Here is a 25668-nt window from a genome sequence, read left to right as displayed (position 1 = left end):
GGCCGGGTGAACTCGCGGCTGACCGCAGTCATCGCGGTCTCCCGGACCTCGCCGCGGCTTGCTGGGCGACGAGAGCTTGATAGTCGTGTTCGTGCATCGAGAGGTAGGTTTCGCCGGTGGTGGCTACGTACGTCGGCGCGCCCTCGATGTGGACGGCGCCCTCGTCGTCGACCGTCGTACGACGGAAGGTGAGGTCGTAGTCGACGCGAACTCGTACGGTGACCAGGTCGCTCCGCTCGAAGCGGCTGAGCTCACCGCGCACACCCCAAACGTCCGTTGTCGTGTCGGACGCCTGCTCGCCGACCGAGGCGCTCGCGCTGGCACCGACCCCGGGCACCGTTCCCGACCCCGTACCCGCGACCGGCATCATGCGTCCGGTCGTGGTGCTGGTGGAGACGGTGCGCTGGTTCCGGTTGACGTCGCCGAGCTCGCCGTTCTCGATCGGCCCGCTCACGAGCTCCACGTTCGACACGCGCGCCCGCACCGTCACATCGACGGTGCCCTGGTTGTACCCGAGCGTCGGGATCGGCTTCAGCCGGAGCCCTTCCTCGGACGTCATCCGGCTGAAGGTGGCGTGCTGAGCCGAGGCCGACAATTGGCTCTCCACCTGCGCCTGCTGCGCGCGCAACCCGGCTTTGCCGAGTAGATTCCCGAGCTTGAGCTTGTCGAGTACGACGCTCAGCAGATCCGGCCGGCCGAATCTTCCAGGCCCGGTTCCCTCGACGAAGTACGTCGCCGGCAGCTGGAGCGCCGTACCGGCTGTCGCCGCGGGTGCTGAATCGGGGATCGGGTTCTCGAGCATGCCCTTCGGGATCAGTTGCACGATGCGGGCCGTGAGAGTTCTCGGCTGCGCGGCGACGCCCTCCTCGTTCGGTCCGAGGTGGCGGGCAAGGTCGCCGCGGGTCGGGGAGACCCCGTCGCGCGTGACCTCGACCGTGATCCGGAGACCGCGGCCGACGCGGGTCATACCGTCGAAGGTCGCGATGCGTTCCAGCCGGGCCCGCTGCTCGGCCGAGGTGGTCGACCTGCCTTCGGTCCGATCCGTGGCGACCGATGCCGATTGCAGCTCACCGAGTTGGACGTCCGCGCCCATGCCGGCCGAGCGGCCGTTGAGTTCGGTGTGGCTCTGCTCGTGGTACAGGTAGCGCTGGACGATGCTGACGACGTCCTGGGCCTCCCCCAGGTTCTCCGCCTCGTCGGTGAACTCGGCCTTGATCCGGACCGTGACCCGATCGGCGGTGTTGAGCCGGCCGGGCCGGCTGATCGGGTAGTTCCGGACGAAACCGCGGGGAGTCAGCATGTCCTCCAGGCGACCCCACCAGCGTTTGCCGGCCAGCTCCGCGAACAGGGCGTTCGCCAGGGACGGCTCGTCGTGAAGGTTCACTCCCAGCTCGTCCCGCATGGCCGCCTGGACCTCGGACAGCAACTGGGTGTCGTCGGCGAGCTCCGCCCGTTCGACCAGGCTGGATCCGAGGTGCTCCTGGTAGTGTGCCGGCAGTTCGATCTCCGCCGGCTTCGCGGCTCGGACCAGGGCCTGCTCGAGTCGGGCCTCGTGATCGTTCGGATCCGGTGCGGGCGTGTCGTGGCCTACCGGCCGCGGGCTCGGTTTCCAGAGCTTGTCGGCCAGGACTTTCGCGGTATGCCCGGCGGCCGGCTCCGGGATCGGCCGCCCCTCGGCCTCCGCCTCCGCCAACTCCTTGCGGCAGCGCCGGATGACACCCGCGGCCGCCCGCCGGTCGAGGTTGAGGTCGTCGTGCAGGTAGCGCTCGACCGCGTCCGCGACCAACCGCAGCGACAGCGGGGACTCGTTCCGGCTGTAGAAGTCCAGGACGTCCCGCTCAGCGACCTGGAACGCGACACCGGCCTCGAACGGAATCGGTACGGCGTCGCCGACGGCGAGCTCGAAGTCGGCGACAGCGTCGAAGACGTTGTGTCGGCCGATCTCGATGTCCAACCGCTCGACGCCCCAGATGTGCTGCTCGGTAGAGGCGGTCGCGCTGCTCGACCCGATGCCGACCTTTGCTCCACCGCCCGCGGAATCTTCCGAAGCGCCGTGGCTCAGCTCGGTGCTGCCGCCGCGCTGTCCCGCGGCCGAGACACCCTGGTTGCCGAGAGCGAAGTTGATGTCGCCGGACGTTCCGTCCGTCTGTGCGACCGCCTTCGCGCCACGGATCCGCCCAGTCAGCGTGATCGGAACGCGGTGTTGCGTGCCGTCCGGACCGGTGACGACGAGGGTGGTGCGATAGCCGGTCTGCGCCCATTCCGGGTGCGCCAGCAGGTTGCGCTTGTTCAGGAAGGCGGACAACTGCCGGAGCGCGGTCGGATCAGATCTGATTGCCTCTGGCAACTGATCCAGCAGGCTCCGGCCGCCCCCCAGGTCGAAGTCACCCAGCGCGAGCAGGGTGGCCCGGTCGAGCACCTTGCCCGGCACCGGACCGGACGCCGGCTGCTCCGACTGCCACGGAGACGGTGCGCCTTCGGCGGTGTCGGCGTACGGGAGGAAGTCGCTGTCGATCAGCAGGCGGGCGGACTCGCCGACGCCGGTGTGGATCACGTCGCCGGTGCCGACCTCGGTGACGGTGAGGGTGTGCGGGACCTCGAAGACCGCTACCGGGGAGTTGCTCTCGACCAGCGTGACCTGGTTGATCGTCCCGCCGCCGAACCAGACCAGCATCCGGCTGAGCATCTGCCGCCCGTACGACAGGCCGGACTTCCCGTCGACACCTTGGACAGGGCTGGCCAACTCGGCCTTGCCACGCACCGGCCAGACCCGCGCCCGGCTGCCCGAACGGCCGGCCGTGTCGGACCCGATGTTCAGCAGTACGACGGCCTCGTCGTTGGTCACGCCGACAGCTCTCGCCTGTCCCTGGTCGAGCGCGATCCGCAGGCTGACCGTCTCCACCGCCGTACCGCTGCCGGGCCGGGTCAGCGTCACCACGAGACCGTCCCGGGCCGCGATGTCGTACCCGGTTTCGAGTCGCCCCGTGGACAACTGGGTGCGCAGCTCCTCGAGGTTGAGGAGTTGTGCGTGCCGCTCGACCGGGTCGGTTGACAGTCTGGTCAGATCTGGGTTGCCGTTGGCATCCAACGGTGGGACGAACCCGCGCGCGCAGAGGTGGTCGACGATGCTCCGGAACGCCGCCTCGCCACCGGTGACGCCCTGGATGTTCCAGGGACCCGCGGCCCGAGGCTTGCCCTGATCGGCTGCCCACGCGGGCAGCTCGAGTTTCCGGCCCGGGACCTCGACGCCGGGCTGCACGTCACCGCGCAGTCCCGGCCGGCCGTCGGGACGCGTCAGCGCGGTGGAGTCCACCGGCAGGCCGTGACGGTATGCGTCGTTCACGCGCACCCGCATGAGTGCCTCGCTCGTACCGGGCGTCGTCCACGCCGCCTCGCCATTGAGGACCAGCGTGACCTCGTGCTCCAGCACCGTCCGGTACGCCTGCGTCGGTCCGGTGAACCGGTGGACGCCGACATGGATCGCACTGCCACCGCCGGACAACGCTTCCGATCGCGACGCCGAACGGCTTCCGGAGACGGTCGGCCCGACACTCGATCCAGTGCCGTTGATGTCGTCCAGCGCCTTGCCGCCGTACCCGACGGTGAGTGCTTCGGTGTCGCTCGAACCCAGGTTCTGCTGCACACTCGCCGAGCTGTATCCGACCCGGACCGACTCCTGCCAGTGCGTGGTGCTGTCCGCACCGGCCAACTCGACGGCCTCGTACCGGATCCTCGTCCTGACCTCGAGGTAGCCGGCCGGTTTCCCGCCGGCCATCAGGGGTCGCAGTACGGGGCGCCGGGTGGACTCGGACAGCCGGCCGGGCAGGTCCTGGGTCAGCGCGGCCCGGATCTGCTCCTCGACGAGGGCCCGATCCGAACCCAGACTGCTCAGCTCGGTGTCGTTCTCCTCGATCACCCCGTCGGCGATGCCCTCCAGGCCGCTGATCGAGGACAGGATGTGCGCCGGCAAGCGGCCGTTCTGCAGGCTCGGATCCTGTTCGACCTTCGTCGCGGCCGGCACGGTGTACGCGTGCGAGGCCCACGCCCGCAGTTCCTCGGTCCCGTGGATCGTGTGGGTCGAACTCCAATCGGTGTCCTGGTCGGTCCGGATCTCGAGCTGCCAGGACGCCTTGCCGGTGAACATCACCGACTGACCGCGGTTGTCATCGACCGAGCCGCCCTGACCGATCTCGGCAGCGTTCGCCGTGACGCCGCGGCTGTTGCCGAGGGTGACCTCGCCCCTGAGTGTGAGGGCACTCAGGAAGGACAGTTGCGGGAAGGACGCGAACCACTCGGCGATGTCGGTCAGTGGACCGCCGTACGCATGGTTGAAGCGTGAGTTCGACGTCGAGGACATCCGCCGGGCCGGCTGCGGGAACAGGCCGTTGATGGTCTCCGCTGCCGTCTTCGACGGGTTGACAACCTCGACCAACTCGGCCACCGAGAGCCGGATCCGGAGGTCGGCGGTCTTCGCGTGACCGAAGCGCAGTACCGCGCCTTCACCGTTGATCAGCTTGCCGAACACGCCACTCAGCCGATCCTGCAGGTCTTCGCGGCTGAGTCGCTCGTCGATGCCACGTGCGGACAGGACCGTGTTGATCCGCTGCGCGAGTTCGGTCAGGTGCGGCAGCCGGTCGGTCGGCAGCAGCCCTTCCGCCGGGGCCAGCTTGTTGATGCTTTCCTCGTACGCCGCCACGTCGGCGGCAAGCCTGGTCGCTTCGGCCGCCACCTCTTCCGACGTACGGTCGTCGAACGCGGACCGCAGTTGCCGGTAGCCGTCGAGCGCGGCTGCCGCCTTGTCCTGTGCCTCCTGGTACTGGGTCTCGATCCGGCGGTACCACTCCGCAAGATCCTGGTGCTTCTTGGCGTCGGCGTTCGCCGAACGTTGCCGGCCGAATCGGCCCTCGTCCTTGGCGCGGGCTGCCTTGCCGGCTTTGGCGGATGCTTCCTGTGCGTCCGTGTCCGCCTTGGCTGCCTTCTCGTGCTTGCTGTCGATCAGCGTCTGCAGGGTGGCCACAGTGCGGTCGAGCGCCTGGATCTGCTGGGCGATGGAGATCCTCAACCGCTCGATCGGACCGGGGATGTGTGGACCGTCCCAGGGCAGCACGAGCCGTGGACCGCCACGTCTTCTGATCGCCTTCTGGAGCCCCTCGATGTCCCGGCTGAGCTCGGTCTGGGCCGCGTGGTCGGCGGATTCCACGGCCGCGGCCCATTGCCGTTGCAGATAGCGGAACTCGTTGAGCTGGGCCTCGACACAGGCGTTGCGCCCGTCTCCAGTCAGCTTGTTCCAGAGCCGCCGTACCGGACCTCCTGGCGGTGCGTGCAGTTCCTGGAGCGTGTGACTGATCTCGTGAACCCAGAGCCGGGCGAGCTGATCGTCCGCGACGCCGGGGACGAAGGTGACTCGGTGCGGATCGAGCCGGTCGCCGGTCGCCGAGTGGGTCGCGGCGAGGCGGCGGCCGCGAACCCGGCCGGGCTCCTCGACCCTGAAGTAGTGCAGCTCGCCGTCCTTCGTGCGTACGACGATGAGGTCGCCGGCCCGGCTGGGACCGTACTCGAGCAGACCACCGAAATCGGTGCGGTCGGTGAGCTCAGCCGCCGCCCTGATCTTGTCCTCTGTGAGTGGGCCCTCGTCAGTCGTCCGCCCGTCGGCGACGAACCTCGTCCGGCGAACCCGCGGCGCATGACCGAGCCGCCCGTTGCCGTCGCCGGTCCGCCCGCCCCCGGGTCCGTCGGCCTGTTCCGTCGTACCGGTGGTCTGCTCGTTCGGCTGTCCCGCGAGTCGACGTGCCTGACGAGCAATGTCCTCGGCCGCCACCCGCCGGGCAGCACCCCTGAGAATCTCCTCGGCCGTCCGCCCCGACTCCTCCGCCTGCCGATCGCCCGTCTGCCGATCGCCCGCCGCCTGATCGCTCGCCGGTTGCTCGTCCGCCTGCTGGTCGGCTGCAGTTTGCTGATCGCCTGCCGGCTGGGGATTCAGCGCCCGGGCAATCGCGCTCCGACCGTCCGCCGCCTGCTCCGGTGCGGCCAGCTCGGCCGGCGGAATCTGATGTTTGCCTAGGGCATCCACCATCTCGACGAGCGGCCGGGCGTCGTACCTCGTGACGCCTGCTCCGGAGCGTACGTCGGCGGCGACCATCAACTGTGGGCGGCCGTCGGGTCCGGGGACAGCGCTCAGTGTCAGCGTGATCTCCTGCCCGGCCCCGATCAGGTCTTTGACCCGCTGCTCCAGTGCCGCGAACTCCTGCGGCGACACCTCGACTCCCGGGGGAATCAGCCCACGCGCCCGATCCCGCGCGAACGCCCACTCCAACGCCAACGGGGGCAACGCCTCCGGCTTCTTGTTCGGGACCGGCAACCGCTCCGGCGGATGCACCTGCCGCAGTTCGAGCACGGCCACATCCGGCTGCCCCGGCTGCCCGAAACTCCAGGTCGCCCGATTCTGCGACTCATTCGAGGCGACCTCGCCCGACACCGGCCCCAGCCGCGGATCCACCCGCGCCGCAGCCACGTACGGCGCCGCCTCCGGCTGAGCCGCCTGCGCTTCCTGCGCAGGAGCGCGGTGGCGGCCTGGTGGGGATTGCTGGTCGGTGATCATCTCGGTGACCAGCTCGGCGGTCGCCTTCCGCTGACCGTAGACGTTCTTGGCCTCGTTCGGCGCGGTGCTGTGCGGGTCCACCACCTCGACGGTGAAGCGCAGCGGGTCCGCGGCCGTGCTCGGGCGCAGGACCCTCGTCACCGTGACCGTCACCTCGAAACCGCCCCGGACCAGCTCCGTCCAGCGCGCCTCGAGTGCCGCCAGCGCCTGCGGATCCACCACGAGTTCCGGCGGCAGCGACTGCTCTAGCCCCGACTCCCGCACGGTGATCTCGACCGTGTCTCCAGCCTGCTCCAGTGGGGCCGCCCCGGACGGAGGCGGCAAGGGCAGCGGATCCGGCTGCGCCGCCGTTCCGCCATCCGTGTCCTGGTCATCCGGACCATCAGTCCGGGTGCCGGACGGCGGCCGGATGAAATGGTTGCCGAGGGCCTCGGTCATCTCGTCGACGGTCAGGTTCCGGTAGAGCTTCGTGCGATCGGTGCCGACGTCCCTCACCGACACCGACACGACCAGCGTGCGGCTGCCATCGGCCCCGGGCACGGCGCGCAGCAGAACCTCGAGCTCCTGCCCGGCGTGGATCAGGCGCCGAAGCTGGGCTTCCAGCCCGACGAACGACGCCCACGACACGTTGATCCCCGGTGGAATCAGTCCCCGCGCGTCCTGCTCACTGAACGCCCAGTCCAGCGCGAACCCCGGCGGCTGCAGGCCGGGCTGCGTCTGGCGCGGCGGGATGTCGCGCAGTTCGAGCACGACCGCGTCCGGCATCCCGGATCGCCCGAAATTCCACGTCGCCCGGTTCTGCGAGTCCTGCGCGAGCACCTCTCCCGACGTCGGCCCGGCCGCCGGGATCGCGACCTCCTCCGACAGTTTCCGGAAGTTGTCGATCGCCTGGTCGAGCCGCCGCTTGGCGAGCTCTCTCGGCCGGTGGTTGCCGAGCTCCTCCGACGCCGCTGTCCAGGTGTCCAGTCGATCGGCCGCCTTCCGGATTGCCCAGAGTGCGTCGATCCGCTCCTCGAGCTTGTGCTGCTCGCGGCCCTTCTCAGCGTGCAGCAGCCGCCTCGCCTCGTCGACAGCGGCCCGGACCTGCTCCGTGTAGCCGCCCTCCAGCGCCCTGCCGTTGGCCGGGTCGACACTGTCCACCGCTGGAAAGATCGGCGGCTTGCCGTCCTCGGACATGAGCAGGCGATAGCCGGTGATCGCCTGCTCGAGTGTCGCCCGTGCTTGGTCGACCTCCGCGTCGGATCGACCGTCCCGCTGATGCGTGGCCAGGCCCATCGACTCGATCAACCGGGCCATCGAGTCCCTGGTCATCGCCCGGCGCAGCGGACTCATGTCCCGGCGATCCTTGACCCGCTGCGCGAGATTGGCCAGCTTGCTCTGGTCCTCCATGGTCAGCTCGAGGTCTCGTCGGCCGTCCTGGTTGTGCTTCGGGCTGAGGACCGGATCCCTGCTCAGCAGGCTGGGGTCCGACACCGCATCCGTAAACCGCAGTCGCACTTCGGCGATGATCTGCGCCATCATCGGCGCGACATCGTGGCGGTGCATCTTCGCGGGCACGGTGACGACCGCGAGCGACTCGTCGGGCCGGACATCGACAGCGTGGGACTGGTCCGCGTCCAGCGAACCTGGCGTGATCACGACCTGAATGACCGTGTCGTCGTCCAGGTGGACGGCGTAGCGGTCCCCGTCGATATGCTCGACCGACTTGACCTGAGCGGACCGGGCGACCGACGTACGCGCCATCGCTTCCTTGATCCGCTGCTCCATCCGGGTGCGGATCGGCGGTGGCGGCGCGTAGGCGAGCTCGGCCGGCACCACGACGTACGGCGAACCCGGCATCGGAACGTAGTCGTGCGGGATCTGCCGACTCGGCTGCGCTGCGGTTCCAGGTGTCAGGCTGGGCTGATCAGCACCGTCGCGGCGCGGACCGGCATCGGACCCGTCCGTTCGATCACGAGTGTCTCCATGACGATCCCGTCCTCCTTCGGAACCGGAGAGTGGAACTCCACGCCCAGCACCTGAATCAACTGATCCGTGCCCTCGATCCTCAGCGGCATCCTGTCCTCGACGACTCCCGTCACCAGCCGGCCCAGAGCCAGGATCCCGCCCCTGCCCTTCAGGTCGAAGACTCTCTCGACCTGGAATCTGACCGCTGTCATGGTGTCTCATCCTCTCCACTGCGTGCTGTTCGCTCGCACGGGCATCAGTCTCGAGCCCAGGCTTGGTCTCCGCGTTCACCGTCGCGCCACCACGGAGCTGCTCGACGTGGGTCCGCTCGTGCGCCAGGGCCGCGACCAGCGTCTCCCGATCCGCGAAAGCCGCCGGACCGAGCCGGATCTGTGCGCCCCGGAACTCCTGCGGCGTCACCGCTGACGCACCATGCAGGTCCAGGACCTCGATCTCGAGCGGGTCCGTCACGATGACGACATCGACACCGGACAGATCCACCTCACCGGCCGCGGCCACCTCCGCCACGGTCTCCGGTGTCCTGGGCAAGCCCCCGCCATTGTCGACCACGTCCTGATTGGTCCGCGGCGCCCGATGCGAGAACAACTCGGACGAGTCACCGTGCGAGTGCGGCGTACCGTCGTCCTCGATGTTCTCCGCGGCGGCGGCGTTCCCGGCCTCGGACTCGAAGAGGTTCTCGTCGCCTGGTTTGTGCGCGGCGATCTGTTCGTCGACGAAGCGTTCGACGTCGCTCAGCGGCTCGTTGTCGAAGGTTCGCCCACCGGAGTACACGACTTTGCCAGGGCCGGGATCGACCACGGTGTAGACGAAAGTGACCTGATCCGGGCGATCCTGGTTGGGCGAGAGAAAGACGATGAACTCGACCTCGTGCCCGGCGTTGATCCAGCCCGCGATCTCGTTCTCGAAGGTCTTGTACGCACCCCGGTTGAGGGTCAGGTTCTGCGGGAAGTAGTTGGCAGGCAGCACGTCCTTGAAGAACCGCCAGCCAACGAGGTGACCGCCGTCATCCTTGGGGATCCCTCGCTTGGTGGCGTTATTGCGTTCCCTCCGGTCCGCATAAGGCCGCGGGCTGTCCCCGAAGTCCTTCCGCAGTACCGCCTCGGCCGCACGACCCCGCCCGGGCGATTCCTCCAGCCATCGGACCTTGTTCCCTTGGGAGGAATGCCACTGCGACCAGTCCGGGTTCGCCGCCTCCCGCTGCTCGGCAGGCGCCACGGGCAGGTCCGGCTCGAACCAGGCGTTCTCACCGTTCGGCCCGTTCCACCGCTCGATCTGCACAGGAGCGCCCAGTCCAGGGCCAGTGTTCACCCGGACCACGGCGAAGTCGCCCGAGTCGGTCAGAAGCCGAAGCGGAGGAACCGGAACTCTGACCACGGTTCCGTCCGGCCCGGCGGCTGGGAAGGTCGGCCGACCCGGCTGACGCTGCACAACGCCGGTCGGCTGATCGGTGTTGCTGTCGACACTGGGATTCTTGTAGTACTGCTGGCGCAACTTCACGGCTGCCGGAGTCAGGTCATTGTTCGCATCCCGCTCGTTCAACGCCCGCACCAAGGCGGGGAACGCCCCCGACTCGACCGTCGTCCCGTCGTTCATGTCGACGACGATCACCCGCTCGCCGGCCGGCGTGATCGTGGTCGCGGCGTCAGGTGTCAGGCTGGACTGATCAGCACCGTCCCGGTGTGGATCGCCGTCGCGTCCGCGCGATCGATCACCAACGTCACCCCGTTCGTGCGGTCCACTGGCGCGGCGGAACAGCGGAACTCCACTGCCTGGACCTTCACTGGGCGGTCCGTTGTCATTGTCCTCAGCGTCATGCCGGGCCTGATCTGTCCGGTCAGCAGTTGGCCGGGAGCCAGAATCGTGTTCTCGTCCTCCAGGTCGAACGTCGTCTCGACCACGAACCTCACCGTTGTCATGCGCCCGCATCCTTTCCAGCGCTGGAGCCTCGCTCGCGTACGCCTCGTTCTCGAGTTCGTCGATGGACGTCTTGTCGAAGTCGACCCCCGCCCGGAGTTGGTCGACGTGGGTCTGCTCATGCGCCAGCGTCGCCACCAGCGTCTCCCGATCGGCGAAGCTCGCCGGGCCGAGCCGGATCTGGTAGCTGCCGTCCGCCACTCGTACGCGGGCGTACGCGCGCTGGCCGTCCAGGTACCGGATCTCGGCCGGCCCGTCCACGATGACGACCTCGGTATCGGTGAGATCCACGCCCGCGGCCGCAGCGGCCTCGGTAACCGACTCCGCCGTCCGCTCGACACCGCCGCCATTGTCGAAGACATCCTGGTTACTGCGCCAACTCTTGCCTTCCGGGGCTCCGTGCGAATGGTGGTCACTGTCCGCAGGAACCGACGGCGGTTCGAACAGATTCTCGTTGCCTGGGGCAAATACTCGGATGCGCGGGGTCGGGAACCGATCGACCTTCTTGTGCGGCTGATTCTCGAAGCTTCGGCCGCTGGTGTAGACGACGCGGCCGCTGACAGGATCGACCACGGTGTAGACAAAGGTGACCGAGTCCGGCCGCGCCTGGTTGGGTGGCAGGAAGACGGTCAGCTCGACGTGGTGCCCGGCCAGGATCCATTGTTCGATCTCGTTCTCGAAGCTCTTGAACGCGCCGTTGTTGAGCACCTTGTTCTGCGGGAAGTAGTTGCTGGGAAACACATCCTGGAAGAACCGCCACCCGATGCTGTGACCACCCTGGTCACCCTTCACACCGCGATCGCGGGCGCGCTTCCGTTCCCTTGCGTCGTCGGAGCTGCGTTTCTGCTTCGGGTACGTCGCCCGCAGCCTGGCCTGAGCGACCCGCCCCCACCCTGAAGACTCCTCCAACCACCGCGCCTCGTTCGCCCCGAACGTGTGCCACTCGGACCAGACCGGGTTGGTCCCCTTCCGCCCCGCGGCATCGACCACCGGCGACGCCGGATCGAACCACCCGAACTCCCGATCGCTCTGCCCCTGATCGTCGGCCTCATCCGCCGGACCGTTCCTGGGCGGCGTCGACGGCGGGTCATCATCAATCGGCCCCTTCGGACCACTCTTCGCCGCGGGCTTGCCGGAATCGTCGTCCACCGACCGCGATGACCGCGTGTGCGTCGGCCCTGCCGAACCAGGCTCCCCGCGGTTCGCCCCTCGGTGCGCGGCATCGGCAGCCACCGGAACCTTGGCCGGCGCCGCCTGCACAGCCGCCCCTGCCACCGGCCCCACAGCCGCAGACGGCCCAGCGACAATCCCGTTCGACGGACCCGACTCGTTGACCACCTGCAGCCCGTTGCCCTCGGCGACGTGCTCGTTCGACGGACCCGGCTCGTTGACCACCTGCAGCCCGTTGCCCTCGGCGTCGACAGCCTCCTCGTCCACCACCTCGGCAAGTGCCGTACCAACCTTCGAGTCGTTGCTCTGATCCTGCTCGGCGTCGCTTTGAGTCCCGTCGGTCTTCGCGGCCCCCTGCTTGGCCGCTCGAGCCGATGAACCCTCAATCGACCGCCCAGACGCCGATTCCTGCGCACCGTGGCCCTGCGCGCTCTGGCCCTGGGAATTCTGGGCTTGAGCGCCCTGGGCTTGAGCGTTGGCCGCCTGCGCACCGCCCTGCGCCTGACCCGATCCTTGCGCCTGAGCCGCTCCTTGCGCAGACGCCGCTCCTTGCGCAGACGCCGCTCCTTGGGCAGGCGCCGCTCCCTGCCCTTGGCCGGCAGCTGACTGCTGAGCGCCGCCCTGGGAGGCCCCCGCCTGCTGTGCTGGAGCAGCTGGTTGAGCCGCCGCCGGTGCCTGCGCTGCAGGTGCCGCAGGTGCCGCAGGTGCAGCGGGCGCGGCGGGCGCGGCGGGCGCGGCAGGTGCAGCAGTCGCGACTGGTGCGGGGTGGGCAACTGGCGCAGGTGCCGCTGCGGGGGCCGCAGCCGCCCCAACCGGCGGGCGACCCACCATGTTCTGGTCACCGTCGCCTCGACCACCGGCTTGCGACTCGCCTCCCACCTGATCCGTCATCCGCTGGTGAGCGGAGGCTTCGGTGACGCCTGGGGCGGACTGGTTGCCGGTATCCGTCAGACCCGCCTGATCGGTGGCACCGGCGGCCTGGTGCGCCGGCTGCTCCATCAGGCCGCCGGCATGCTGTCCGGAGAGTGCCGGCTTCGCCAGCCCACCAGGCGGAGGCGTGTGCGGCGGGTCGGTGTTCGTCGTGGTGACCGTGCTCGGCTCGTGCCCCGACGCCCCGTGGGATTGTCCCGCGATGAGGTTGCCGAGGGCGTGGCCGGTGTCGTGTGCCGCGATCCGCGAGACGGCCAACCCACCGGCGGTGAGGAACTGATCATTGATGGCCTTGCCGTAATCCGCCCAGGTCAGTTGGCCGAGGTTGCCATCGGCAATCGCCTGTGCGGTCACGCCGGCGATGGGCGAGGTCAGGCCGTTGACCGCGAAGGTCTGCGACCCTTTCTCGACCCAGTTGCCGATCTTCGTTCCGGCATCGCCGGGGATCGCTCTGATCGCTCCACCCAGCGGTTTCGAGACCAGCCAACCGACCGGTGCGAACGGCGCGGACAGCAACCCTCCGCCGAGACCCGAGCCGCCCGCCACCGCGATCTGTTTCAGGTCGTAGCCGTCGCGGTAGCCACGCAGCTGGTCCATTGTCTGGGCAACGAACTCGATCCCGATCTCCTCCGGGATCTCCAGGGCGGCCTTCGCGAGGTACCCCTGCACCCCGGCCGGGATCCGCATCGCGGCCGAGGCGGCCCGGATCGTCGCGGCGATCCGGCCCACGGCGCCGAGGATGATCCGGTCCCGCAACAACTGCCCGAGGGGAAACGGGATCGCGAAACTCGCCGCGAACGCGACCCCGTTGGCCGCAAGCTCGGCGTAGATCTGGTCCTTGATGGTGGCGATGTGCCGCGCATACTCATGCGACATCACCGCCATGTCGCCCATCATCTTGGCCAGCCGGCTGATGCCGCCGCTCTCGCCGACACCGTCGAGGATCCGGTTGACTCCGAAGCGGTACTCGATACCCGCCGAATCCGTCCACACGGCCGGCAGTTCCTTGGTCGCCGCCCGGGCCTGGTCGCCCGCCGCGGTCAGCTCCTGGTGCAACCTGTCCCAGGCGTCGCCCATCCGGCGGGCGGCGTCCTCGTCGACCCAGAACGGGAAGACCGAGTCGAGAGCTTCTCGCAGTCCCGTCCACATCCACGACGTCGGCTCGGGAATCACTCGAGTGCGCGCATGTAGGCCGGCTGGATCTGATGGCTGAGCTCCAGGTACAGGGCCACGATCGAGTTGCCCGTCGTACCGGCGCGGTGCAGGTCTGGCTGGACCCGCTCGGCCTGCGGCTTGACGGCGGCTTCGTACAAGTTGTAGCCGTCCCGGAAGGCCATGCTGACCTCGTCCGTCGCCGGCTGCACGATCTGCTCGTCGGCGTTGATCGCGTCGCGCAGGCCCGGCCAGACAGCGCCGAACTTGGTGCCGGCCTGAAAGATTCGCTGGATCGCACGGAAGGTCGGGTCCGGCAACATGTCGATGTCACCGGTCGCGCCGACGTCGATCGGCGTGGTCGCGTCGCTCATCGGCGGGCCTCTCCTTGCAGTCGGTCGAGTTCGGTCAGGAACGGGCCGAAGACCGGGTCGTCGTCGGGCGGACGCTCGGCCGCCGGGAGCTGAGCGGCGAACGCCCGGAACAGCTCCTCCTGGGCGTGTTGGTACGCGTTGTTGACGGCGGCACGGATCTGGGTCGCCAGGTCATCGGTGTCCAGCTCGCGGTAGACCCGCGGATCCAGGATCAGCTCGGTCAGTACGCCGCGGGTGGACACGGTCGCTTCGATCAAGCCATCAGCGGATTCCGCCGTACCGCTGACCGTTTCCGCCAGGCGCTGAGCGGTGCGGGCCTGGCGTTCCAGCACTTCCAGGTCGTCCAGCCAGCCGCTGCCTGCGGTCCTTTCCATCACGCCTCCCGTACTCGATGGGCAGAGCCTCGATGGGCCGAGACTCGAAGGTGCCCGACGATCCGGTACGTCGGGACACGGTGACCGCTTCATGTCACGACTGCCGGGGCCATCGGCGCGCGGAGCAGCATGCTCAGGTGAGTTCTTCTCCCCGACCTACCGGCGGAAGTCCTGCCGGACATCGCATCGGCCGCAGACGACCGGCTGCGCTCGGGCTTGCCCTGTGCGCCCTGGTCCTGGGCTGTCTGACCCCAGCACCAGCAGCGGCCGCACCGCCCCGCGGCGCATGCTCGAATCCGGAGCCCGGGCGAAGCACCGTCCGGCTGTTGCCGTGGGCCCAGGACTTGCTGATGCCCGGGCGGGCCTGGCCCTACAGCAACGGCACCGGGGTGACGGTCGCGGTCATCGACTCGGGTGTCGACGCCGACCATCCGCAACTGCGCCGGCCGGGCACAGTGCTGCCGGGACGGGACTTCTTCCTCGAGGGCAAACTGCCTGGGAACTACGACTGTGTCTCGCACGGCACCGGCGTCGCGAGCATCATCGCGGCCGGTGCCGCCACGGGCATCGGGTTCCGCGGCATCGCGCCCGGCGCCCGGATCCTGCCGGTCCGGGTGACCGACCGCGAGACCGGTGACAGCGGCACGACCCGGGTGATCGATCAGAACGTGCTGGCCCGGGGCATCGTGTACGCGGTCAACCAGGGCGCGAAGGTGATCAACCTGTCGATGTCCGGCGATCAGGACGAGGCGCCGGTGCGGAAGGCTGTCGCGTACGCCGTTCGCAAAGACGTCGTCGTGGTCGCTGCCGTCGGCAACAGCCAGAAACTCGGATCCGGCACGCTCCCGTCGTACCCGGCCTCCTATCCCGGCGTTCTCGGCGTCGGGGCGATCGACATGGCCGGCGCGCGGATCAACGGCTCGCAGATCGGCCCGTACGTCGACCTGATGGCACCGGGCGACGGCGTACTGGCGGCCACTCGGCGGACCGGGCACGCATACGTCACCGGGACCAGCTTCGCCACACCATTCGTCGCGGCGACGGCTGCACTCGTCCGGTCGGCGTGGCCGAAACTCTCTGCCCCACAGGTGATTCAGCGACTGCAGGCCACCGCCGCGCCGGCCCGCGGCGGAACCAACAGCACGGAGTACGGCGCTGGGATCGTCGACCCGTATCGTGCGGTGACCGAGGGCATGATCGCTACACCGGCTAAGGCGCTGCCGCGGATGAAGCAGCCACCACCGGACGAGGAAAGCCTTGCTGTCCTCGCATGGTGGAGATCGGCAGGCCTGCAAGCCCGTCACCTCACGCTGCTAACTGCCGGCGGTGCGGTCTCGGTCGCATTGATCAGCTGCATTCTGCTGGCGGGACGCAGGCGGCGGTGGGCGGCGGGCCGCTCGCAGCTGACGCGGCGTACGTCGCGGACACCGGCGGAGGATCTGCCACCGGAGTACCTGTTCACCAAGCACCACCGCTGACACCGACACAGAGCCCCGGCCGGAACACCGGCCGGGGCTCTGTGTGGACGGTCAGCGGTTACAGGCCGGCGGCGTACGAACAGGCCTGCGCCGACGTGGACTCACCCGCGTCAGTGCAATTGTCCATAGCGAGCGCACGGTTCGCGTGCCGCTCACTGGTGTCGAGCTCGGAGTTGCTCCGCTGCAGGGCAGGTTCCCAGAAGGTGTCGAACACGCCGTCCTTCCACACCTCCGTGCCGACAGCCTGAATCTTCGTCAGGATGTCGTTGGCGGTCGTCTCCACCGCGTCGGAGACGGTCCGGTACCCGGCAGCCCCTTCCCGCATGATGTCGAACACGTTGAACAGCCGAAAGTCGCTCATCAGTTTCCTTTCATCGATCCCGGCGGCCGATCAGACCGATCCGGGGTTGAGAATTCCGCTCATCGCATGGCTCTGGAGCGAGATGTTCGAGTCGTACATGTTCCCCAGGTGCATGACGCCGGTCTGCTGCTCCTCACCGCGCTGGACGACCGTCACGTTCGCGTCGCTGTAGCAGTTCATGGCGCCTTCGTCGTTGAGATCGGCCGGAGGACCTTGGAACCCCGCACGAAGGTTGTCGGTGTTCGACAGGAAGTTCGTCAGGTGCTTCCGCTGGTCGTCGACCGCCTGACCGATCCAGCCTGACAGTGCGCCCATTTCTTCAGGGCTGCCGTCGAGCATGCCGTTGCGCATGTGGCCGAGTCCTTTCTTTCAGGGATGTGACAGCTCCTCACGGTAGGAAGCAACCGCCGTACGGCCGGGCCGACGGCACGTTCCTGCCAGCGCCGTTCCGGACTCGTCGACCGGCGTGATGATCGGAGCCGGAACACGTGCGACGAGATGAGGTTCGGCATGGCGACGATGGTGGTCAGGCGGCCGGCACGACGGCCGGCGCCCGAACTGCCCGGCGGTGAATTGTTGCTCTCGGCACCTCCCGAGGTGCCCGAGCCGGGTGGCAGGCAGTGGATGCAACTGCTGATGGTCGTACCGATGGTCGCGATGATGGGCGCGATGATGCTGATGTTCTCCGGCAGCATCGCCAGCAACCTGCGGTACGTCGTCTTCGGCCTGTTCGGACTCGCGATGATCGGGATGATCGTCATGGGGCTCGTCGGCCGGACCGGCGCCGGCAAAGCCGAGATGGGCGCCGCCCGCCGTGGCTACCTGCGGCAACTGTCACAGCAACGCACCCGGCTCAGCCGTTCGGTCGAGCGGCAACGAAACACCTTGTTCTACGTGAATCCTGAGCCGGACAGCCTGTGGACGCTGGCCGCGAGCTACCGCTTGTGGGAACGACGCAGGGACGACGCCGACTTCGCCGTCGCCCGGATCGGCGTCGGTCCGCAAGGTCCGGCGGTGACCGTCGTACCGCCGGACACCCAGCCACTCGAACGCCTGGAACCCCTGTCGGCGTTGGCTTTGCGGCGCTTCGTCTCGACGTACGCGACGGTGCCCGGCTTGCCACTGGCGATCTCGGTTGCCGGGTTCGGCCGGATCTACCTGCCTGGGGACCGGGGCCGTTCAGCCGCGATGGCGCGGGCCCTGCTTGCCCAGCTGGTCACCCTGCAGGCACCGGAGAACCTCCGTCTCGCAGTCTGCGCCGGCGATGCCACCCGTGCCGACTGGGACTGGGTCAAGTGGTTGCCGCACGCACTCCACCCGGAGCGCACGGATGCGCTCGGTCCGCTCCGGCTGGTGGCCGGCTCGATCACAGCGATCGAGGCCATGCTGGACGACGTCCTCGCGAACCGTCCGCGCTTCGACTCGGAGTCGAGTACGTCGGTACCGGGTCCGCACGTCGTGGTCGTCCTCGACGGTGGTGACATCGACGGCTCCGATCACGTCCTCGTCGGTGCCGGCCTCGAAGGTGTCACTGTCGTCGACCTCAGCACCTTACCGCCCCGAGCGCTCGATCCCAGTGCGATCGTGCTCGACGTCGGCCCCGACGGCGCCCTGGTCAGCGAGACCATCGACGGCGAGACCGGGCTGGGAGTCGCCGACGAGCTCGATCTCGTCAGCGCCGAGGGACTGGCCCGGCAGCTCGCTCCGCTGCGGCTGACCGCGGGCTCCCAGGGCGAGCAGCCGTTGACCGCCGACCTCGGCCTGGCCGAGCTGCTCGAGCTCGGTGATCCGTTCGACTTCGACCCCGACGAGACCTGGGTCCAGCGACCGAACCGGGACCGGCTCCGGGTCAAGTTCGGGATCCGCGCCGACGGCCAGCCGATCGAGCTGGACCTCAAGGAGTCCGCGCAGGAAGGGATGGGGCCGCACGGCCTGCTGATCGGTGCGACCGGTTCGGGCAAGAGCGAGCTCCTCCGCACCTTGGTGCTGGCGCTGGCGATCACCCATCCGCCGCGATCGCTCAACTTCGCCCTGATCGACTTCAAGGGTGGTGCCACGTTCACCCGGCTGGACAAGCTGCCGCACACCAGCGCGGTGATCACCAACCTGGCCGAGGAAGTTCATCTGGTCGACCGGATGACGGACGCGATCAACGGTGAACTGCTCCGGCGGCAGGAACTACTCCGGGCCGCGGGCAACTTTTCCTCCTTGCGCGACTACGAGAAGGCTCGGGCGGCGGGTGCGCCGTTGCCCGAGGTTCCCACGCTGCTGGTGATCTGCGACGAGTTCAGCGAGCTGCTCACCCTCCGCCCGGACTTCATCGAGATGTTCGTGCAGATCGGCCGGGTCGGGCGATCGCTCGGGGTGCACTTGCTGCTCGCCAGCCAGCGACTCGACGAGGGCCGGCTGCGTGGCCTCGAAGCGCACCTGTCCTACCGGATCGGCCTGCGAACCTTCTCCGACATGGACAGCCGCGTCGTCCTCGGCATGAGCGACGCCTTCCGGTTGCCCAGGGCGCCAGGTCACGGCTACCTCCGGGTCGGCACGGATCAGCTCGACCGGTTCCGCTCGGCGTACGTATCCGGTGTGCACCGCCGGCCGCTGATCGGTGACCTGCCGGTCGCTTCGGACAACTCGCTGATCCTGCAGGACTTCACCAGCTCGTACGTCGCGGCGGAGGTCGAGGAGGAGCAGGCCGACGAGCATCCGGTGACGGAGGACCCGTTCGACGACGCGGTCGGTGAATCGCTCATGGACATCCTGGTCGACCGGCTCACCGGCCGTGGCGCGGACGCGCACCAGATCTGGCTGCCACCGCTGGACGAGTCACCGGCGCTCGACGACATCCTCGGTACGGCGGCGATCGACGGCGATCGCGGCTTGACCGCTGGTGCCCCGGAGTTGCGCGGAAGCCTCACCACCATCACCGGAATCGTCGACCGGCCGCTCGAGCAGCGCCGCGACCCGCTTCTGCTTGACCTGTCCGCCGGTGGTGGCCACGTGGCCGTGATCGGTGGTCCGCAGAGCGGGAAGAGCACGACCCTCGCCACGATCATCACCAGCCTGGCGCTGACGCACACCCCGCGCGAGGTGCAGTTCTACTGCCTGGACTTCGGCGGCGGTGTCCTCGGCGGACTGCGCGACCTGCCGCACGTCGGCGGAATCGCCGGCCGCCAGGACGTGAACGCCGTACGCCGGACCGTCGCCGAGGTGATGGGCATCATCGCTGAGCGGGAGCGTGAATTCGCCCAGGCCGGGATCGACGGGATGGCCGCTTACCGAGAGCTCCGGCGGAACGGGGCGTACGCCGATTCGCCGTACGGCGACGTGTTCTTGGTGGTGGACGGCTGGCTGACGATTCGCAACGACTTCGACGACCTGGAGATGGTGCTGCCCGACATCGCCGCGCGTGGCCTGGCCTACGGGGTCCACCTGATGATCGGCGCGTCCCGGTGGTTCGACCTGCGGACCAACATCCGGGACCTGTGCGGGACCAAGCTCGAACTGCGGCTGGGCGACCCGACGGACTCGGTGGTGGATCGGCGGACCGCCGCGCTGGTGCCGACGCAATCACCCGGCCGCGGTGTCAGCGCGTCCAAGCATCACTTCTTGATGGCGCAACCGCGGCTCGGTGCCGATCCGGCCGATCGCGCCGGTACGCCGGCGCTGGTCGAGCGGATCCGATCGGCCTGGCCGGGAGAACCGGCGCCGGCGGTCCGGCTGCTGCCGGCCGACCTGCCGTTCGAGCAGCTCGACGGCGAGAGCTCGCCGGAGCTCGGGCTCGCGATCGGTATCGCGGAGAGCGATCTGGCGCCGGTCCGGCTGAACCCGAACGAGAATCCGTGCTTCATCCTCCTCGGCGACGTTTCCGCGGGCAAGAGCAGTTTCCTGCGGACGGTGGCACGGCGCGTGCGGCAGACCTACACCCCGCAGCAGGCGCGGTTGCTGGTAATCGACCACCGGCGCAGCCTGCTCGGCGGAGTGGAAGGCGAGCACCTGATCGGCTACGGCACCAACCACCAGAGCAGCGCGGCCCTGATCGCCGATGCGTGCCAGGCACTCGCCGAACGCATCCCCGGCCCCGATGTGACGCCGCAGCAGCTGCGCGATCGCTCCTGGTGGCACGGTCCGGACCTCTTCATCCTGGTCGACGACTACGACCTGATAGCCGGTAGCGAGGGCCATCCACTCATGCCGCTGCTGCAGTTCATCCCGCAGGCGGCCGACATCGGGCTGCGGGTCATCGTGGCCCGGCGGATCGGCGGCGCGGGCCGTGGCTTCTTCGAACCGGTCCTGGCCCGGCTCCGTGACGTCGGGTCGCCCGGCCTGCAGCTGTCCGGCAGCCGGGAGGAAGGTCCGCTGCTGGGCGGCCTGCGCCCACAGCCGTTGCCACCGGGCCGTGGCCGGCTGATCACCCGCCAGGGCACCAGCCAGCTGATCCAGCTCACCCAAGCCCCGGTGGACGCGTGAGTCCACCGGATCCCGAAGACCCCTGACAAGAAAGGACTTCTGGTATGCCACCACCCGACGAGCCCTCGGGCGCAGGCGACATCTCGGTCACCTCACCGCAGGTGTTCAAAACCTTCACCGACAGGACAGGTATCAGCAATTCGACGTTCACCGGGCAGACCGCCGGCTCCCGGGAGCTGCCGGCCCCGGGCAACGGCGAATTGACCAACAGCCAGGCGCTGGGCGAGCAACTGAGCCAGGCCGCCACCCTGCGAGGCCGCTTCATCGACGCGACCAGCACCGGTCTGACGCGCTACCAGAGCACGTCCCAGGCGCTCTACAGCCTGCACGTTCAGCTCGGTTCGGTCACCACGGCGACCATGCGGCAGATCGTGAAGATCGACACACCCGCCGAGGGAGGCGACTGATGCCCAACGAACCGGCACAATCCATCACTGCCGCGCAGACGGCCACGACCTTCGACCAGCTCCTCGTGGCAGCCAGGGGCCTGGCCACGGCGGCAGCCTCCGAAATGAGCACCATCAAGCCGGCGCTGGAAGCCGAAGGCCCGCGGTGGGCCGCGACCGCGGCGGCCACCACCGAACTGTCGCAGAAGTTCAACAGCGATGTGTCGGAACTGCTGGGCGGCTGGACGAGCAAGCGAGAGTCGACGATCTTCCAGGGCACCAGCGATGCGACCAGCACCGCCTTGGCCTCGTCGGCGGCCGCCATCGGTGAGTCCGCTCCGGTCGGATCCGCGGAGAGCCACGGCACGATCGAGCAGATGTGCCTCGGCCTCGCCAAGTTCATCGAGATGAGCAACACGCGGGCCGCTGAAACCGTGATCAAGGTCGAGGAGGCGCAGAAGGCGTTCCTCCAGGCGTATCCGGGCGGGAATGTAACTTACTTTCCAGTGACTGGCACCACCAACACCGCTCCGTCGACACAACCCGCCACGGCGCAGGAACTCGCGGCGGTGGAAGCGGTGCGGCCGGACGTCCTGTGGGCCGGTCAGATGTTGCACTCGCAGAACACCAATTACGCGGAAGTAGGCGCGTACATCCTGGGAGCGGCCCAGGCGCTGAAGTGGGCCGGCACGACTGGGAACTCTGCCTCACCCAGCGGGCCGACGAGCGCTTCGCCGGCGAGTGTTCCGCCTGGAGGTGGACCGACGGATGCGGGGCCGGAGCAGCCTGGTGGAACGGGGGGTGAGCAGGCTGGTGGAGCGGCCGGAGAGCAAGCCGGGGCCGATCCCGGTGCGGGACAGGGTGGTACCGGACTGGCCGGGACTCCTGCGCTGCCGACCACGCCGGCGCCTACGGTGCCGGGCACAGGCTTGACGCCGCACTCACCACCTGCCGGGGTGCCTTGGACGCCGGTCGGGGCGGTGCCCTCACGGGGTATACCGAGCACCGGCACGCGTGTCCCGGCCGGCGGATTCCGCGGTGGCGGCGGCATCTCCGGAGTCGGTGGCATCGGGAGGGCCGGTGGCCTGGACAAGGCCGGGATCGGAAAGATCGATCCAGCGATTCCATCGGCGGCGAAAGTACCGACGCAGACCTCGATGACGAACGGGCAGGCACCTTCGCTGTCGAGTACAGGCGGCGCGGCAGCCAGCGGGGCTCAGGGCGCCGGCGGCGTACCGCCGATGATGCCGCCCATGGGCGGTGCCGGCGCCGCGGCCGGTGGTGGCGGCGGCAAGCCCGGATCGGGAGCGATCCGGCCGACCGGGCGGGAGCGCAAGCGCTCCGATGGACCGACGCCTGGAGTACCTGCCGGCTTGCAGGGCAAGACCGGCAAGCCCGGCGCCTTCCAGCCGGCGGTCGCGTCGCAACGGCGGGAACGCGAGCAGGTCGAGACTCTGCAGGTCCTCGACGAGGAGCTGTGGACGGTGGACGGGGCGGATCAGGTCCCGGCTGCCGCGGCGGCGCCAAGGCAACGCCGTCTCGCCCGCTGAATCTCCTCAGCGCAACGCCCCGGTCTCTCCCGACCGGGGCGTTGCGCTGTGCTGGCATCAAGTTGCCGACGGCAAGCTTGACTACTGCGTCGCCGCGCGGGTCGCCGCGGCGGGGTTCAGACCGCTGCCCTGGGGAATCCGGCTGACCAGGAGGGCAGGGACCTTGACCGGGGTGACGCCGGAGTAGCCGAGGATCGCGAGGACGTCAGGCTCGGCGAGCGGGTAGCTGCGGCCCAGATCGGTGACGACGGAGATCGTGCCGGCCGGCGCACGGTCGCTCGGCATCGCTTCGATGACCGCGGCAGTGCCCGGTGGAACCAGGACTCGATCGGCCAACGCGGTGCCCATCGGGCCCCGGCGAGGGGTCATCGTCGCCTCGTCCCGCGGCGGCAGCTGCGGATCGATCGAGATCGACGGTACTGCGCTTCCCGGGGTGAAGGCAGCGCAGACAGTACCCAGCCCGTCCCGGGGGGCAACGAACTCGGGCCGCGACCGCGGCGCCCGGCCGGTCTCCGGCCCCGACGCCGGTGGCGCGGCCTGGCCGACAGAGACCAGTCCCAGTTCGATCGCCCGCGGTGCCTTGCCGCCGTACGCGGCAGCCATCGGCTTGTACGCCGTCTGGATGTCGTACTGGAGTTCCGAGATCGGGATCAACCGGTCCTTGCCGGCCAGGTAGTACTGCACGCCACCGCTGGACGTCTTCACGACGAACAGCTGGCCGATCAGCGTTCGTGGCCGGTCAGCGATCGCCTTGGACGGCCGGCCGATCCCGGCCGGCTTGATCGGCGCGATCCGCTCCCCGTCGGGCAACGCCGCGACGAAGGCGGCTCCTACCTTGGTCCAGGATTCCGACCGGAGCGCCAGACCGACCATGGCCGCCGGGTCGGACTTCTCGATCTGGTGTCGATAGCCCTTGCTGATCAGATACCGATCGCCGGTCTCCATCACCTCCACCAGCATCGCCCGCTCACCCGTCGGCTGCCCTCCGGACGGCTGCTGCCCGATCATCAGGACGGACTCGCTGGTCCGGGCACCAGTTGGGTCGAGGGCGGGCTGGGAACACTGGGTCCAGCCGCCGGTGAGCAGCCGGTCCTTCGACGGCAGGGCGTCCGGCGCGTCCGGGATCCCGATCCGCGGCCCGCGCGGCACACCCCGCAACGACTTCCGCGACACCCGTCGGGTCTCGCCGTACTTGCCCAGGGCAAGGAGTGCCGAGGTGTAGTTGGCGACCGGGTGCAGGTGGCCGGCGACGTACACGTAGCGGGTGCCGGTCTCCTTCTCGACGATGACGGCGTCGCCACCGGACCAGGCCTTGCTGCCGCCTGGGACCACGAGACCGTAGACCCCGACGACGGCGAGCGCGAGCACCGCGATCACCACACTCCAGACAGCCGAATTGGTGGGTCGTTTGAACGGCGGCTGCTCCGGGTCCGACTCACGGGTCACGAGGGCGGACACCATCCGCTGGGCCGAGAACTGATGCGACTGCAGTTGATCCTTGCGACTCGCCATCTCAGCCTCCGAGGCCGCGGACGACGCCGTACAGCCCGAGGACCGCACACGCGACCGGGATCAGCGCGAGCGTCACCAGGATTTCGAGGATTTCGGCGTACCGGCTCAGGTACGGACTCGGCGGCTTGGTGCTGTAGCGCAATCCCAGGAAGATCGCGGCGGCCGCGACTCCGGCGGCCAACGGGACCACCACCGGAACCGGGTCGGCGTACTCGTGGCTGAGCGGGCCGAGGGCCAGACCGGCCGCGCCGGCCAGGCCGGGCCCCAGCAGCATCAGACGTTGTTTCACGATCGGGTAGAGCCGGGACCGGATCAGGCACCCGACCGTGAGCAGACCGGCAAGGATCGTCGCCGAACGAGTCTGCTCGCGGACCAGCAGGACCAGGCAGACCGACTCCGTCACGAGCAGCGCGCCGAGCATGCCGGTCAGCAGCCCGTCCGCCCGGACGACCGCGCTGTACACCTGCCGCCGTGGCGGCAGCGGATCGTCGCGGACCAGATCGGCCGTCGTCCGCGGGAGGATGGGCATCGGCAACCGGCCCGCTTTGATCGCCAGCGAGGCGAGCAATGGCGAGAACGCGAACAGGGCCGGTCCGACGATGGCCGCGACATCGGCACCGCCGAGCGATTGCGCCGTACCGATCCAGCCGGCGGCGACACCGACGACACCCAGGCTGATCGCGGCCGCGAAGAAGGCCGCTCCGTCGACCACGCCGACATAACAAGCGACGGCGGCCAGGAGTACGGCGGCCGATGCCGCGAGCAACTGTGGTGCGCCGATCGCCGGAGTGTCACCCGTACCGGCGAAGAGCAGTCCACCGCCGGCCGCCGCGAACGGCAAGGCCAGACCACCGATCAGTGCTCCTGCCCCGGAGTCACCGACCACCCGCGCCAGTACGACGGCCGCCGTCACCAGCAGGAAGGTCAGCAGCAAGAAACGACCAGCCGGATGCGACCAAGGCGCACCCGCCCGGAGCACCGTGACCAGTGCGACCGTGAGGCCTGCCATTGCGATCGCCAGACCCGCCATCCGGGTGTGCCAGGCGGTCCAGGCCGAGCCCAGCCGGCCGGATCCGGAGGCCACCGCGACCACGAGGTCGTCGTACTCCAGCTCGGGCCAGTCGATTCGGCGAGGGACGAGATGGAGGACTTCGCCGTCCTTGATCCGGTGTGAGCCGAGGGTGCGGCCGAGGGTGAGTTCGGTGCCGTCGGCGCGGCGCAGGACCCAGCCGCCGTCGGGGACGGCTTCGTCGGCCAGGTGTTCGCCGGCTTTGGCGAGTAGGCCGGGGAGGACCTCGGCGACCGAGGCCTGTTCGGGGAGGGCCAGGTCGAGGCGTCGGTGCGGGGCAGCGACCGTGACCCGGAGCAGACCTGTGATGTTCATGGACCTTCCTCGCTTCCAGGGATGTCGGGTCCAGGATCCGTACGGCG

At 69.1% G+C, this 25668-nt stretch carries 11 protein-coding genes; 4 read left to right on the top strand and 7 right to left on the bottom strand.

Annotation, left to right across the window (positions count from 1 at the left end):
• Positions 1 to 28: 28 nt before the first annotated feature.
• The 3 genes from AB0F43_RS10470 to AB0F43_RS10460 are packed head-to-tail and all read right to left on the bottom strand — an operon-like array spanning position 29 to position 14480.
• Complete coding sequence (locus AB0F43_RS10470) at positions 29 to 13729, bottom strand: hypothetical protein (RefSeq protein WP_360473531.1); 13701 nt, start codon at positions 13727 to 13729, stop codon at positions 29 to 31.
• Positions 13730 to 13749: 20 nt separating this feature from the next.
• On the bottom strand, positions 13750 to 14106 hold the full coding sequence (locus AB0F43_RS10465; RefSeq protein ID WP_360473529.1) for a hypothetical protein: 357 nt from the start codon (positions 14104 to 14106) through the stop codon (positions 13750 to 13752).
• Positions 14103 to 14480: a YbaB/EbfC family nucleoid-associated protein gene (locus AB0F43_RS10460; RefSeq protein WP_360473527.1), complete on the bottom strand. Its 378-nt coding sequence runs from the start codon at positions 14478 to 14480 to the stop codon at positions 14103 to 14105. Before AB0F43_RS10460 ends, AB0F43_RS10465 begins: the two co-directional genes overlap by 4 nt.
• A gap of 326 nt (positions 14481 to 14806) precedes the next feature.
• On the opposite strand from AB0F43_RS10460, the gene mycP reads away from it, so the two are divergent.
• Positions 14807 to 15958, top strand: coding sequence for a type VII secretion-associated serine protease mycosin (mycP, locus tag AB0F43_RS10455; protein WP_360473525.1), 1152 nt, complete (start codon positions 14807 to 14809; stop codon positions 15956 to 15958).
• 58 nt (positions 15959 to 16016) lie between these two features.
• Here the strand turns inward: mycP and AB0F43_RS10450 are convergent, their stop codons facing one another.
• Positions 16017 to 16319, bottom strand: a complete 303-nt coding sequence (locus AB0F43_RS10450; protein ID WP_360473523.1) for a hypothetical protein — start codon at positions 16317 to 16319, stop codon at positions 16017 to 16019.
• A 30-nt stretch (positions 16320 to 16349) separates the two neighbouring features.
• Entirely contained in the window at positions 16350 to 16670 is a 321-nt protein-coding gene (locus tag AB0F43_RS10445; protein WP_360473522.1) for a hypothetical protein, read from the bottom strand.
• A 159-nt stretch (positions 16671 to 16829) separates the two neighbouring features.
• Here AB0F43_RS10445 and eccCa point away from each other — a divergent pair, with 159 nt between their 5' ends.
• Genes eccCa through AB0F43_RS10430 form a run of 3 tightly spaced genes read left to right on the top strand, consistent with a single transcriptional unit; the run spans position 16830 to position 22725 of the window.
• Entirely contained in the window at positions 16830 to 20789 is a 3960-nt protein-coding gene (gene eccCa / locus AB0F43_RS10440; RefSeq protein ID WP_360473520.1) for a type VII secretion protein EccCa, read from the top strand.
• A 44-nt stretch (positions 20790 to 20833) separates the two neighbouring features.
• Positions 20834 to 21196, top strand: a complete 363-nt coding sequence (locus AB0F43_RS10435) for a hypothetical protein (RefSeq protein WP_360473518.1) — start codon at positions 20834 to 20836, stop codon at positions 21194 to 21196.
• Entirely contained in the window at positions 21196 to 22725 is a 1530-nt protein-coding gene (locus tag AB0F43_RS10430) for a hypothetical protein (RefSeq protein WP_360473516.1), read from the top strand. The genes AB0F43_RS10435 and AB0F43_RS10430 overlap by 1 nt, the downstream gene beginning before the upstream one ends.
• Before the next feature lie 81 nt (positions 22726 to 22806).
• On the opposite strand, the gene eccB is transcribed toward AB0F43_RS10430, so the two are convergent.
• Together eccB and eccD are read right to left on the bottom strand one after the other, a co-directional pair.
• On the bottom strand, positions 22807 to 24237 hold the full coding sequence (gene eccB / locus AB0F43_RS10425; RefSeq protein WP_360473515.1) for a type VII secretion protein EccB: 1431 nt from the start codon (positions 24235 to 24237) through the stop codon (positions 22807 to 22809).
• A gap of 1 nt (position 24238) precedes the next feature.
• On the bottom strand, positions 24239 to 25621 hold the full coding sequence (gene eccD / locus AB0F43_RS10420) for a type VII secretion integral membrane protein EccD (protein ID WP_360473513.1): 1383 nt from the start codon (positions 25619 to 25621) through the stop codon (positions 24239 to 24241).
• Positions 25622 to 25668 lie beyond the last annotated feature (47 nt).

This window comes from Kribbella sp. NPDC023972 (assembly GCF_040639075.1).
GTDB lineage: Bacteria > Actinomycetota > Actinomycetes > Propionibacteriales > Kribbellaceae > Kribbella.
The sequence above is the reverse complement of the archived record's forward strand: the minus strand, read 5'-3'. Positions and strand labels throughout refer to the sequence as shown.